Below are 13,691 nucleotides of genomic sequence, written 5' to 3' on the forward strand. Positions count from 1 at the left end.
GAGTGACATCGATCACTGTGGGAGCTGGCTTGCCAGCGATGGGGGCAGCACAGGTAACATCTATCTGTCAGAACGACCGCACAATCCGCCCCAACGTCTCCATCGCCTTCTCCGAACTCTCGGTCCACGGGCTGCCGTAATTCAAGCGGATGCAATTCCTGAAGCGCTGGGTCGGCGAGAAGATCGGCCCCGGCGCGATGCTGATGCCTTGCGCCAATGCCATCTGAAACAACTTCAAGGAATCCATCTGCGGTGGCAGTTCCAGCCACAGGAAGTAACCGCCGGCCGGCTGGCTGACGCGGGTCTGCGCCGGGAAATAGCGGGCAATCGCTGCGAGCATCGCGCTTTGCTGTTCTTCCAGGGCGTAGCGCAGTTTGCGCAGGTGGCGGTCGTAGCCGCCGTGTTGCAGGTAGTCGGCGATGGCCGCTTGTGCCGGCATCGAGGCGCACAGCGAGGTCATCAGTTTCAGTCGTTCGATTTTTTGCGCGTAACGCCCGGCGGCGACCCAGCCGATGCGGTAGCCGGGGGCCAGGCTCTTGGCGAACGAACCGCAGTGCATCACCAGCCCCTCGGTGTCGAAGGCCTTGGCCGGTTTCGGCGCCTGTTGGCCGTAATAGAGCTCGGCGTAGACGTCGTCCTCGATCAGCGGCACCTGATGCAGGCGCAGCAGTTCCACCAGTTCCTGTTTCTTCGCCTCGGGCATGGTCGCGCCCATCGGGTTCTGGAAACTGGTCATGCACCAGCAGGCCTTGATCGGATGGCGTTCAAGCGTTTGCGCCAGTACACCGAGGTCGATGCCGTCGCGCGGGTGCACGGGAATTTCCACGGCTTTGAGTTTCAAGCGCTCCAGCACTTGCAGGCTGGCGTAGAACGCCGGGGCTTCGATGGCCACCAGATCACCGGGTTCGGTGACCGCTTGCAGGCACAGGTTCAGCGCTTCGAGGGCGCCGTTGGTGATCAGCAGTTCCTCCATCGGCAGCATCAACCCGCCGACCATGTAACGCAGCGCGATCTGCCGCCGCAACTGCGGGTTGCCCGGCGACATGTCGGTGACCACCATGCGCGGGTCCATCTCCCGCGCCGCACTGGCCAATGAACGCGACAGCCGTTGCAACGGGAACAGGGTCGGGCTGGGGAACGCCGAGCCGAACGGCACGGTGCTTGGGTCCTTGATCGACTCCAGCACCGAGAACACCAGTTCGCTGACGTCGACTTCGGTGGAGTCGTTGACGTGGCTGCTGATCACCGGCTCCGAGAACGGGCTCGGCGCGTGGGTGTTGACGAAGTAGCCGGAGCGCGGCCGCGCACGGATCAGGCCGCGACGTTCGAGCAGGTAATAGGCCTGGAACACCGTGGACGGGCTGACCCCGTAAGTCTGGCTGGCGTAGCGCACCGACGGCACCCGTTGCCCGGGGCCGAGCACGCCGGAGCGGATCAGTTCAGCGATGTCGTCGGCGAATTTTTCGTAGCGTTTCATCGATATCCCGCGATGGACTGAATTTGGATTGCTTTTTGTGGCGAGGGAGCTTGCTCCCGCTTGAGTGCGCAGCACTCACAAGCTATTGGGGCTGTTACGCAGCCCAGCGGGAGCAAGCTCCCTCGCCACAGGGATCGCATTGTGAAAAAGAGGGCTGCATCTTAAGGGATCAGCGATTCATCGGCGCCACAAACCTGCTTTTCGCCACGCTGTAAATCTGTGGCTCGTCGCTGTCGGCGATCTTGAAGCTCAAGGTCTGCGAGCTGCTGGCCGGGCGCTCGGTGGTCATCGCCACCGACACTGGCACATCGACAATCTCCCCCGGCGCCAGGCTCAGTTCGGTCTTGCCCTGCAACTGGAAGCCGTCGCCATCCACCAGGCTCAGGTGGTAGTCCTGACGCTGCTGGGTCTTGTTGATCACCTTGAGGGTGTAGATGTTCTCGATCTGGCCCTGACCGTTCTCGCGGAACAACCCGCGATCCTTGGTCACGTCCAGCGAGACCATGGGCCGTTCGACCAAAGCCAGTGCCAGTGCGCCGATCATCACCAGCAGCACCGCGACATAACCGATCAGCCGTGGCCGCAGCAGATGGGTCTTGCCGCCCTGCAATTCGCGCTCGGAACTGTAGCGGATCAAGCCGCGCGGGTAGTTCATTTTGTCCATGATCGAATCGCAGGCGTCGATGCAGGCCGCGCAGCCGATGCATTCCATCTGCAGGCCATCGCGGATGTCGATGCCGGTCGGGCACACCTGCACGCACAACTGGCAATCGATGCAATCGCCGAGGCCGGCTTCGGCGGGTTTCACGTCGCGCTTGCGCGGGCCACGGTTTTCCCCGCGGGCGACGTCGTAGGCAATCGTCAGGGTGTCCTTGTCGAACATCACGCTCTGGAACCGCGCATACGGGCACATGTGCATGCATACCGCTTCGCGCAGCCAACCGGCGTTGATGTAAGTGGCAGCGGTGAAGAACAGCACCCAGAACAGACTGACCCCGCCGATTTGCAGGGTGAACAGCTCTTCAGCCAGCGGACGAATCGGCGTGAAGTAGCCAACGAAAGTCAGCCCGGTCATCACGCTGATTGCCAGCCAGAGGGTGTGCTTGGCCGCGCGCCGCGCCAGTTTGTTCAGGCCCCAGGGCGCCGCTTGCAGTTTGATCCGCTGGTTGCGTTCGCCTTCGGTGACTTTCTCGCACCACATGAAGATCCACGTCCACGAACTCTGCGGGCAGGTGTAACCGCACCAGACCCGGCCAGCGAACACGGTGATGGCGAACAGGCCGAACGCGGCAATGATCAGCAGCGCCGAAAGCAGGATGAAATCCTGCGGCCAGAAGGTCGCGCCAAAGATGTGGAATTTGCTTTCGGCCAAGTCCCACAGCACCGCCTGACGCCCGCCCCAGTTCAGCCACACGGTGCCGAAGAACAGCAAAAACAGAAACCCCGCGCCGCTCATGCGCAGGGTTCGGAACAGGCCAGTGAAACTGCGGGTGTGGATCTGCTTGTCGGTGGAGCCGGCCTTCGCCTTCATCGGGCGACCAGGCACATTTTTTATGGTTGGCGCTGCTTCTACGGTTCGGACGGGGATTTGTTCGCTCATGGTCATTCGCTCATCAGCCTCCATCAGGCGAATGAACTATGAGCGCCGATCTGTTTGCATAACAGACTCAGATATTTGAATAAAAAGCGGATCAGATGGCGTTTGGTACACATCCTGCGACAACTTGAAGCAGCCCGCAGGCGCAGGCGCAAACGCCTATCGCAGGCGTCTGCGCCGGATGTTGATCAGGGTCAGTCAAATCACCGAATCACTCTCGTCAGCCTTCAGGTGCTTGCGACCATCCCTGGCGCCAGCGACGGTTAATGCGTCGGCCTCGGCTTCGGTGATGTAAACGCGCCGGCCTTCTATTTCCACGAACGACATGGCTTTTTCGCTATCGGTTTTGACTTCCAGGGTGTCGCAAATGCGAATTTCCTCGCCATTCTCGACCGTGAAAAAACACACTTTCTGCTCAGGATTGGATTCATCGATGCGAACGGGCATGGGGGCAGTCCTTTTTCAGGGGGATCTGCAAGGTTAGGGCGCCGCATTGGCCGATCGTTCTGCGCAACTGATTAATGGTCGCTGCTGTCCATCCCTTATCCAACCAATAACAAGGATCAAACGATGAATGCCTGGTGGCATGAAGTGTGGGAAACCCTGCAAGCGGAGTTCGCTGACATCGGCGATGCCTCACAACTGACACGCATCACCGTTCGTTTGGTGATGGCGGCGGTGCTGGGCGGAATTTTGGGCTTTGAGCGCGAACACAAAGGCAAGGCCGCCGGGGTGCGAACGCACATGCTGGTGGCGCTCGGCGCGGCGCTGTTCGTGCTGGTGCCGCAGACCTCCGGGGCTGAATCGGATGCGATGAGCCGGGTATTGCAGGGGGTGATCGCCGGGATCGGTTTTCTCGGTGCCGGGACCATTCTGAAGAATCAGGAGGGCGATGAAGGCCATGTCAAAGGACTGACCACGGCGGCCGGCTTGTGGATGACCGCGGCAATCGGCGTGGCGGCGGGGTTGGGCAAAGAGGCGACGGCGTTGCTCAGTACGCTGCTGGCCCTGGGGATTTTCAGCGTGATGCCACGGGTGGTCAGGTTGTTCGAGAAAGACGACGAGAAAAACCGGCATTTGTAACAAGTTGGCTTAACCCTGTAGGAGCTGCCGCAGGCTGCGATCTTTTGATCTTGTTTTTTAAAATCAAAATCAAAAGATCGCAGCCTGCGGCAGCTCCTACAGGGGTCGGCGTTTTTCAGACGATGACGGGGGGCATCGTCGTGGGTGGCTCTTCCTTCGGCGGAGGTGTGGTGCCCGGTGGTTCCTGCTCGGGAACCGGTTGCGGTTCGGTCTCGGGCAGGGTGGGTTTGTCGATGTTCGGATCAGGCGTTTCGGCCGGGATCGGGATGTTCATCTGTAGACCTCCGTGTGGCACATGGCGTGAGAAGTGCTTAAGTGGATTGACCACCTGTTGGCAATTTCGATCCGCTTGGTTGATCAGGCAAATCCCTGTGAACTTTTCCCCGCGCCGGTCGCTCGGAACCTAAGTCAGTTCAAGTCGTGGCCGGTGCCTCATTGTGAACACGGATCCGGCACAAGAGCGTCCTTGGGGCGTAAAGGAGAGATGCTCGATGTCTGCTGAAAAACCTTCAGAGCAGAGCTACAACCCGCACATGCCGCTGTCGCAGGCGTTGCTGCTGCCGCGCATCGTGATCGAAAACACCATGCCGACCCTCGATGGCGGGCAGTTTGCCGTCAAGTCGATTGCCGGGCGTGACGTCGTCGTCACCAGCAAGGTCTTCGCCGATGGCCACGACAAGCTCGCGGTGCGCGTGCGCTGGCACGAAGAGGGCACTGAGACCTGGCAAAGCGAAGTCATGAATGACCTCGGCAACAACAGCTGGGAGGGCCGCTTTCGGCCCGAGCATCAGGGGCGTTTTGTCTTTTGTGTCGAAGCGTGGATCGATCACTTCGCCAGTTTCCAGTACGAACTGGAGAAAAAACACAACGCTGCCGTTCCGGTTTCACTGGAATTGCAGGAAGGCCGCAGCATGGTGCAGCAGGCCGCCGAGCGCAGCGACGGTCAGCTCAGCGAACAACTCGCGGCGCTGCATCACGAGCTGTCCGGCCTGCTCGAAACCGAACAGGTGGCGCTGTTTCTGCACTCGCGCAGTGCGCAATTGATGGCGCAGGCCGATCACCGCGCCTATCTGAGCCTGAGCGCGGAATTCCCGGTGGATGTCGAGCGCGAGCTGGCCGAGTTTGCCAGTTGGTACGAACTGTTTCCGCGCTCGATCACCGACGATCCCAAGCGTCACGGTACATTCAACGACGTGCACTCGCGTCTGCCGATGATTCAGGACATGGGCTTCGACGTGCTGTACTTCACGCCGATCCACCCGATCGGTCGCGCCCACCGCAAGGGCCGCAACAATTCCCTGACTGCAGGTCCCGATGATCCGGGCAGTCCGTACGCGATCGGTAGTGAGGAGGGCGGGCACGAGGCGATTCACTCGCAGCTCGGCACCCGCGAAGACTTCCGCCGGTTGGTGGCTGCTGCCGCTGAGCATGGCCTGGAGATCGCCCTCGATTTCGCCATCCAGTGTTCCCAGGATCACCCATGGCTCAAACAGCATCCGGGCTGGTTCAACTGGCGCCCGGACGGCACGATCAAATACGCGGAAAATCCGCCGAAGAAATACCAAGACATCGTCAATGTCGACTTCTATGCGCCGGACGCGATCCCCAGTCTGTGGGTCGAGCTGCGCGATATCGTCGTCGGCTGGGTCAACGAAGGCGTGAAGATCTTCCGCGTCGACAATCCGCACACCAAGCCGCTGCCGTTCTGGCAATGGCTGATCGCCGATGTGCGGGCGCTGCATCCGGAGGTGATTTTCCTCGCCGAGGCGTTCACCACACCGGCGATGATGGCGCGTCTGGGCAAGGTCGGTTACAGCCAGAGCTACACCTATTTCACCTGGCGTAACACCAAGTCGGAGCTGGCGACCTATTTCACCGAACTCAACGAGTCGCCGTGGCGTGAATGCTACCGGCCGAACTTCTTCGTCAACACGCCGGACATCAATCCGGCGTTCCTGCATGAGTCGGGGCGGCCGGGGTTTCTGATCCGCGCGGCGCTGGCGACCATGGGCTCGGGCCTGTGGGGCATGTATTCCGGTTATGAGCTGTGTGAGGCGGCACCGGTGCCGGGCAAGGAGGAATACCTCGATTCGGAGAAGTACGAGATCCGCGTCCGCGACTTCAATGCGCCGGGCAACATCATTGCCGAAATCGCCCAGCTCAACCGCATCCGTCGGCAGAACCCGGCGTTGCACACGCACCTGGGGTTGAAAATCTACAACGCGTGGAACGACAACATTCTGTATTTCGGCAAGCGCAGCTTTGACGGCAGCAATTTCATTCTGGTGGCGGTGAGCCTCGATCCGCACAACGTGCAGGAAGCCAATTTCGAGTTGCCGCTGTGGGAGATGGGCCTGCCCGACGACGCGACCACCCACGGTGAGGACTTGATGAACGGGCATCGCTGGGACTGGCATGGCAAGTATCAGTTCATGCGCATTGACCCGGCGTACCAACCGTTCGGGATCTGGCGGATTACTGCCGCATAAGGTCGTGCACAGAACCTTGTGGCGAGGGAGCTTGCTCCCGCTCGGCTGCGTAGCAGTCGTAACCCAAGCGAACGCGGTGCATCAGAACAAATGCAATGGGGCTGCTTCGCAACCCAGCGGGAGCAAGCTCCCTCGCCACAGGTATTAGCCGTGTGGCTTTCCAGAATTGAACAGGAGTTTCACATGGCGAAGAAACCCAAGGCAGCCACCTTTATCAAAGACCCGCTCTGGTACAAGGACGCGGTGATCTATCAAGTACACGTCAAATCGTTTTTCGACTCCAACAATGACGGGATCGGCGACTTTCCCGGCCTGATCGCCAAACTCGATTACATCGCCGAACTCGGCGTCAACACCATCTGGCTGCTGCCGTTCTACCCGTCGCCACGCCGCGATGACGGTTACGACATTGCCGAATACCGTGGCGTACACAGCGACTACGGGACCATGGCCGATGCCAAGCGCTTCATCGCCGAGGCGCACAAGCGTGGTTTGCGGGTGATCACCGAGTTGGTCATCAACCACACCTCGGATCAGCACCCGTGGTTCCAGCGGGCGCGCAAGGCCAAGCCTGGCTCGGCAGCGCGCGACTTCTATGTGTGGTCGGATGACGATCAGAAGTACGACGGCACCCGGATCATCTTCCTCGACACCGAGAAGTCCAACTGGACCTGGGACCCGGTCGCCGGTCAGTACTTCTGGCACCGTTTCTATTCGCACCAGCCCGACCTGAATTTCGACAACCCGCAAGTGATGAAAGCCGTGCTGTCGGTGATGCGTTACTGGCTGGACATGGGCATCGACGGACTACGCCTCGACGCGATTCCGTACCTGATCGAGCGCGACGGCACCAATAACGAGAACCTGCCGGAGACTCACGACGTCCTCAAGCAGATCCGTGCCGAGATCGATGCCAATTACCCGGACCGCATGCTGCTGGCCGAGGCCAACCAATGGCCGGAAGACACCCAGCTGTACTTCGGTGACACCGATGCCGAGGGCGTCAACGGCGACGAATGCCACATGGCCTTCCACTTCCCGCTGATGCCGCGCATGTACATGGCGCTGGCCCAGGAAGATCGCTTCCCGATCACCGACATTCTGCGGCAAACCCCCGAGATTCCGGCCAACTGCCAGTGGGCAATTTTCCTGCGCAACCACGATGAGTTGACGCTGGAGATGGTCACCGACAAAGAGCGCGACTACCTATGGAACTACTACGCCGCTGACCGCCGCGCGCGGATCAACCTCGGCATTCGTCGGCGTCTGGCGCCGTTGATGGAGCGTGACCGTCGCCGCGTCGAGTTGCTCAACAGCCTGCTGCTGTCGATGCCCGGCACGCCGACTTTGTATTACGGCGACGAAATCGGCATGGGCGACAACATCTACCTCGGCGACCGCGACGGTGTGCGTACGCCGATGCAATGGTCGATCGACCGCAACGGCGGCTTCTCCCGCGCCGATCCGGCCAGTCTGGTGCTGCCGCCGATCATGGACCCGCAATACGGCTACCTGTCGGTCAACGTCGAGACCCAAGCCGGCGACCCGCACTCGCTGCTGAACTGGACGCGACGCATGCTCGCCGTGCGCAAGCAGTCCAAGGCGTTCGGGCGTGGCACGCTGAAGATGCTCTCGCCGAGCAACCGACGGATTCTGGCCTACACCCGCGAGTTCACCGATGCTGACGGCAAGCACGAAATCATTCTCTGCGTGGCCAACGTCTCGCGTAGCGCGCAGGCGGCGGAACTCGATCTGTCGGCCTACGTCGGCATGGTCCCGGTGGAGATGCTCGGCGGTAATGCGTTCCCGCCGATCGGCCAGTTGAATTTCCTCCTGACCCTGGCGCCGTACGGTTTCTACTGGTTCGCCCTGGCTGCAGAAAACCAGATGCCGAGCTGGCACGTGGAACCGGCGCAGAGCCTGCCGGACTTCACCACCCTGGTGCTGAAAAAACGCATGGAAGAACTGCTCGAAGCACCGACCCGCAATACGCTGGAGCAGAGCATCCTGCCGAGCTGGCTGCAGAACCGCCGCTGGTTCGCCGGCAAGGACGCAGCCATCGAACAGGTCAATCTGGCCTACGGCGTGCGCTTCGGCGATGCGCAGCATCCAGTGCTGCTCAGCGAGATCGAAGTCACCAGCGCCGGGCAGACCAGCCGCTATCAATTGCCGTTCGGCTTCATCGCCGAAGATCAGGTCGGCCCGGCGTTGCCGCAGCAACTGGCATTGTCGCGTGTTCGTCGCGGGCGTCAGGTCGGTCTGATCACGGATGCCTTCAGCCTTGAAACGTTTGTGCGCGCGGTGCTGCAAGGCATGCAGAGCAACACCGTGCTCAACTCCGAACAGGGCGAGATTCGTTTCGCGCCGACCGCGCAACTGGAAAAACTCGGCCTCGGCGCTGAATCCGAGGTGCGCTATCTGTCCGCCGAGCAATCGAACAGTTCGGTGGTGATCGGCAACAGTCTGGTGCTGAAGCTGATCCGCAAGGTCGCCTCGGGTGTTCACCCGGAACTGGAAATGAGCGCGTACCTGACCGAGGCCGGTTTCGCCAACATCTCGCCGCTGCTCGGCTCGGTGATCCGCCGCGATGGCGCGGGCGAAGACAACCTGCTGATGATCGCCCAAGGCTATCTGAGCAATCAGGGCGATGCCTGGGAATGGACGCAGAACAACCTCGAACGGGCGTTGCGTGATGAGCTGGCGGACGCGATGTCCGAGCAGGAACAGCATTACAACGCCCTCGGCGAACTGAAGGACTTTGCCGGCATGCTCGGCCAGCGTCTGGGCGAAATGCACCAGGTGCTGGCGGCGCCGAGCGACAATCCCGACTTCGCCCCGCAAACCACCAGCGCCAAGGACGCCCAAGCCACTGGCAAGGACGTTGCGGCGCAGGTCGAGCATGCCTTGAAGCTGCTCAAGCAACATCAGATTCACTTGAGCGCGGCGGATCAGAAAATGGTCGCGCGGCTGCTCGACAACAAAAAGGTCATCCTCGGCCATGTGCAGGAGCTCGCGCAGAAAGCCGTCGGCGGCTTGCGGATCCGCGTCCACGGCGACCTGCACCTGGGTCAGGTGCTGGTGATCAAGGGCGATGCCTATCTGATCGATTTCGAGGGTGAACCGGCGCGGCCACTGCACGAACGGCGCGGCAAACACAGTCCGTACAAGGACGTCAGCGGCGTGCTGCGCTCCTTCGATTACGCGGCGGCGATGACGATCAACGTGCACAACGTCGATCACAGTCCAGAGTCGGAAGCGGCCCGCCATCGGGTCGCCGAGCGCTACCTGCGTGAGGCGCGCGAGGCATTTGTGCAGGCGTATCGCCAAGCGGCAGCTAGTCTTGATCATGCCTGGCAGGATCCTGCGGGTGCCGATGCTGCGCTTGCGCTGTTCGGCCTGGAGAAGGCGGCCTATGAAGTGGCCTATGAAGCCGAAAATCGCCCCACGTGGCTGCCCGTGCCGTTGCACGGTTTGTATGGGTTATTGACGGGGCTTAAACCCTTTTCCGATCTTGGTGGAGAGTAGTCATGAGTTTCTCGAACAAGGAACAGGGTCACGCTAAAGAAGCGTTATTGCCGGCGGCGCAGGACATCGACGCCCTGGTGCGCGCCGAACATCGCGACCCTTTTTCCATTCTCGGCCCGCATGGCGATGGTGCCGGCGGGCAGTTCATCCGCGCTTATCTGCCGGGTGCGTTGAAAGTCGAAGTGCTGGACAAGGACAGCGGTGAAGAACGCGGCGAACTGCAAGCCACCGAAACACCGGGATTGTTTGTCGGTCACTTCGATCAGGCGCGGCCGTATCTGCTGCGCACGCGTTGGGCCGGCGGCGAACAGGTCGCGGAAGATCCCTACAGCTTCGGCCAGTTGCTCGGCGAGATGGATTTGTATCTGTTCGCCGAAGGCAATCATCGCGACCTCAGCAGTTGCCTCGGCGCGCAACTGACCACGGTCGATGGCGTCGACGGTGTGCGTTTTGCCGTGTGGGCACCGAATGCTCGCCGAGTGTCGGTGGTCGGCGATTTCAACATCTGGGACGGTCGCCGGCATCCGATGCGCCTGCGCCACCCGTCCGGGGTCTGGGAGTTGTTCATTCCGCGCCTGCAGGCGGGCGAGTTGTACAAGTACGAGATCCTCGGCGCCCACGGCATTTTGCCGCTCAAGGCCGACCCGATGGCGCTGGCCACCAGCCTGCCGCCGGACACCGCGTCGAAAGTCGCCGCGCCGCTGCAGATCAATTGGCAGGATCAGGACTGGATGAACGGCCGCCGCGAGCGGCAGAAGCATTCAGCGCCGCTGTCGATTTACGAATTGCATGCCGGCTCGTGGCAGTGCGAACTGGACGATCTGGGCGAAGTCGCCCGCCAGTACACCTGGCCGGAGCTGGCCGAGCGGCTGATTCCTTACGTCAAGGAGCTGGGCTTCACCCACATCGAACTGATGCCGATCATGGAACACCCGTTCGGCGGTTCGTGGGGGTATCAGTTGCTCTCGCAATTCGCCCCGAGCGCCCGATACGGCACGCCAGAGCAGTTCGGTGAGTTCGTCGACGCCTGCCACCGCGCCGATATCGGCGTGATCCTTGACTGGGTGCCAGCGCATTTTCCTACTGATACCCACGGTTTGGCGCAGTTCGACGGCACCGCGCTGTACGAATACGGCAACCCGCTGGAAGGCTTCCATCAGGACTGGGACACGCTGATTTACAACCTGGGGCGCACCGAAGTCCACGGCTACATGCTGGCGTCGGCGCTGCACTGGTTGAAGCATTTCCACATCGATGGTCTGCGCGTCGATGCGGTGGCCTCGATGCTCTATCGCGACTATTCGCGCAAGGCCGGCGAATGGGTGCCGAACCGCCACGGCGGGCGTGAGAATCTGGAGGCGATCGATTTCCTCCGGCACTTGAATGACGTGGTCGAGCTGGAAGCGCCGGGTGCGCTGGTGATCGCCGAGGAGTCCACCGCATGGCCGGGCGTCAGCCAGAGCACCCAGCAGGGTGGTCTCGGTTTCGCCTACAAATGGAACATGGGCTGGATGCACGACTCGCTGCACTACATCCAGCAGGATCCGGTGTACCGCGCGCATCATCACAACGAATTGAGTTTCGGTCTGGTGTACGCCTGGTCGGAACGCTTCATCCTGCCGATCTCCCATGACGAAGTGGTGCACGGCAAGCATTCGCTGATCGACAAGATGCCCGGCGACCGCTGGCAGAAATTCGCCAACCTGCGGGCCTATCTGAGCTTCATGTGGACCCATCCGGGCAAGAAGCTGCTGTTCATGGGCTGCGAATTCGGCCAGTGGCGCGAGTGGAATCACGATCAGCAACTGGACTGGTACCTGCTGCAATACTCGGAACACAAAGGCGTGCAGAAACTGGTCGGCGACCTCAACCGCCTGTACCGCGAGGAACCGGCGCTGCACGATCAGGACGATGCGCCGCAGGGCTTCCAGTGGTTGATTGGCGATGACGCGATCAACAGCGTGTACGCGTGGCTGCGCTGGAGCAAGGACGGCAAGCCGGTGCTGGTGGTCGCCAACTTCACCCCGGTGCCGCGTCAGGCGTATCGGGTCGGCGTGCCGTTCGCCGGACGCTGGAACGAACTGCTCAACAGTGATGCCGACACTTACGCCGGGTCAAACTATGGCAATGGCGGCGGGGCGTTTACCGAAGAAGTGGCGAGCCACGGCCAGTCGCTGTCGCTGGAGCTGAACCTGCCGCCGCTGGCGGTGTTGATCCTCAAGCCGGAGGGTTGATCCAGACACCGCTAACCCTGTGGGAGTGAGCTTGCTCGCGAAGGCGATATGTCAGTCAACGATGATGTTGAATGTTCAGCCGCTTTCGCGAGCAAGCTCGCTCCCACAGTTATCCTGGGTGATCCGAAATCACCACCGCATCCGCACCCCCAGGCTGCCAATCAACCCGTTCAGATCATTGTCATCCACGTCACTGCTGTAATCGGCGCTGACATACAGGCTGACCGCCGGCGTCACCCGCGCCACCAATCCCAGCCCTAATTCGACCGTCGATGACTTGCGGCTGCTGCTGATCTTGTCGACCTGATCGAGGGTCACCGTGTTGCCGGTATACACTGTGTGCCAGAGGTTGGTGCGCACATAGGGCTCCACGGGCAGACCGTTCACATCGTAACTGCCTTTGAGGCGGGCGCCGACGCGGCCGCTCCACGCCGACAGATTCGTTGATGAGGCATTGCCGGAACCCGCGTATGGCGTGTCGAGAGTAATGCGCTGGTTGATCAGTTGCGCCTGGGGTTCGACCACCCAGTTTTCACTCAGCCCGATGGGGTAACCGCCCTCGACCGAGAAGGTCATCGCGCTGCCTTCGGTGGCCTGGCGCGCGCCCTGTTCATTGCGACTGAAACCACTGACCCGGCCACCGCTGGCCGACAGGTCTACATGCCAGCCTTGTGCGCCAGTCAGGCGGTAATAAGCGCCGAGGCTCTGGCCTTGCAGGTTCAGTGTATCGGCGTTCGGGTCGGCGAGGGCGCGGCTGTTGATCAGGCCGTCACTGTTGGCCATGATCTGCTTTTGCCCGCCGATCAGGCCGATGGTCTGGGTGTGTCCGCCGGGGCTTTGTATGGTCATTACTGGCGGGCCTTTGAAGTCGCCGTTGCCGGGCGTGGCAAAACCTGGCGAAAGCACGTCGGTTTGCGCTTGCCGGGCGCTTTGCCCGTACAACCGGTCCCAGGCTGCCGGCGCCAGATCCTCGGTGATCAGGTCGGCTCCCCGTAGGTCGGGACGCGGACTCAGGCGTTGTGGCTCGGGGGTGACAACGGTCGCCGGCAGGGTCAGAACGGGCATGTCCTGGCGATACCAGGGCGTGGTTTCATCCGCCGCAGGTCCGGCCTGCGCCTCCATGGATGAGCACAGCAGAATCGAACTCGACACTGTGCAAAACGTCACTTTGATCTCTTGTGGGGTGAATGAGCTTTTCATGGAGGTCTACCTTGCAAGCGCATGCGGGATCTCTTTTCTGGCGTCTCTCCTACCCCGAACGAGGGGCGACCGAATGGAGCGGGGCG

At 61.3% G+C, this 13,691-nt stretch carries 9 protein-coding genes; 4 read left to right on the forward strand and 5 right to left on the reverse strand.

Annotation, left to right across the window (positions count from 1 at the left end; all coding sequences use genetic code 11):
- Positions 1-67: 67 nt before the first annotated feature.
- The 3 genes from mapR to PMI25_RS27175 form a co-directional block, all read right to left on the reverse strand.
- On the reverse strand, positions 68-1,477 hold the full coding sequence (gene mapR, locus PMI25_RS27165; RefSeq protein ID WP_007968515.1) for a GntR family transcriptional regulator MpaR: 1,410 nt from the start codon (positions 1,475-1,477) through the stop codon (positions 68-70).
- A 169-nt stretch (positions 1,478-1,646) separates the two neighbouring features.
- The gene (ccoG, locus tag PMI25_RS27170; protein ID WP_045122215.1) at positions 1,647-3,077 is read right to left on the reverse strand and encodes a cytochrome c oxidase accessory protein CcoG; all 1,431 of its coding nucleotides are present in this window, start codon (positions 3,075-3,077) and stop codon (positions 1,647-1,649) included.
- A 195-nt stretch (positions 3,078-3,272) separates the two neighbouring features.
- The gene (locus PMI25_RS27175) at positions 3,273-3,521 is read right to left on the reverse strand and encodes a DUF3203 family protein (protein WP_007968520.1); all 249 of its coding nucleotides are present in this window, start codon (positions 3,519-3,521) and stop codon (positions 3,273-3,275) included.
- Positions 3,522-3,644: 123 nt separating this feature from the next.
- Here PMI25_RS27175 and PMI25_RS27180 point away from each other — a divergent pair, with 123 nt between their 5' ends.
- Positions 3,645-4,157 carry an MgtC/SapB family protein gene (locus tag PMI25_RS27180; protein ID WP_007968522.1) on the forward strand — a complete coding sequence of 171 codons (513 nt, stop codon included), beginning with the start codon at positions 3,645-3,647 and terminating at the stop codon, positions 4,155-4,157.
- Positions 4,158-4,272: 115 nt separating this feature from the next.
- Here PMI25_RS27180 and PMI25_RS29530 read toward each other — a convergent pair whose 3' ends face one another.
- The gene (locus tag PMI25_RS29530; protein ID WP_007966757.1) at positions 4,273-4,431 is read right to left on the reverse strand and encodes a hypothetical protein; all 159 of its coding nucleotides are present in this window, start codon (positions 4,429-4,431) and stop codon (positions 4,273-4,275) included.
- Between the two features lie 217 nt (positions 4,432-4,648).
- On the opposite strand from PMI25_RS29530, the gene PMI25_RS27185 reads away from it, so the two are divergent.
- The 3 genes from PMI25_RS27185 to glgB all read left to right on the forward strand — a co-directional run bounded on the left by PMI25_RS27185 (position 4,649) and on the right by glgB (position 12,405).
- A complete protein-coding gene (locus tag PMI25_RS27185; protein ID WP_007966759.1) occupies positions 4,649-6,646 on the forward strand; it encodes an alpha-1,4-glucan--maltose-1-phosphate maltosyltransferase in 1,998 nt (665 codons plus the stop codon).
- A 183-nt stretch (positions 6,647-6,829) separates the two neighbouring features.
- On the forward strand, positions 6,830-10,171 hold the full coding sequence (gene treS / locus PMI25_RS27190) for a maltose alpha-D-glucosyltransferase (protein ID WP_007966761.1): 3,342 nt from the start codon (positions 6,830-6,832) through the stop codon (positions 10,169-10,171).
- A gap of 2 nt (positions 10,172-10,173) precedes the next feature.
- Positions 10,174-12,405, forward strand: coding sequence for a 1,4-alpha-glucan branching protein GlgB (gene glgB, locus PMI25_RS27195; RefSeq protein ID WP_007966763.1), 2,232 nt, complete (start codon positions 10,174-10,176; stop codon positions 12,403-12,405).
- A 129-nt stretch (positions 12,406-12,534) separates the two neighbouring features.
- Here the strand turns inward: glgB and PMI25_RS27200 are convergent, their stop codons facing one another.
- Positions 12,535-13,605 carry an autotransporter domain-containing protein gene (locus PMI25_RS27200; protein WP_007966765.1) on the reverse strand — a complete coding sequence of 357 codons (1,071 nt, stop codon included), beginning with the start codon at positions 13,603-13,605 and terminating at the stop codon, positions 12,535-12,537.
- Positions 13,606-13,691: the final 86 nt, after the last annotated feature.

This window comes from Pseudomonas sp. GM30 (assembly GCF_000282275.2).
GTDB lineage: Bacteria > Pseudomonadota > Gammaproteobacteria > Pseudomonadales > Pseudomonadaceae > Aquipseudomonas.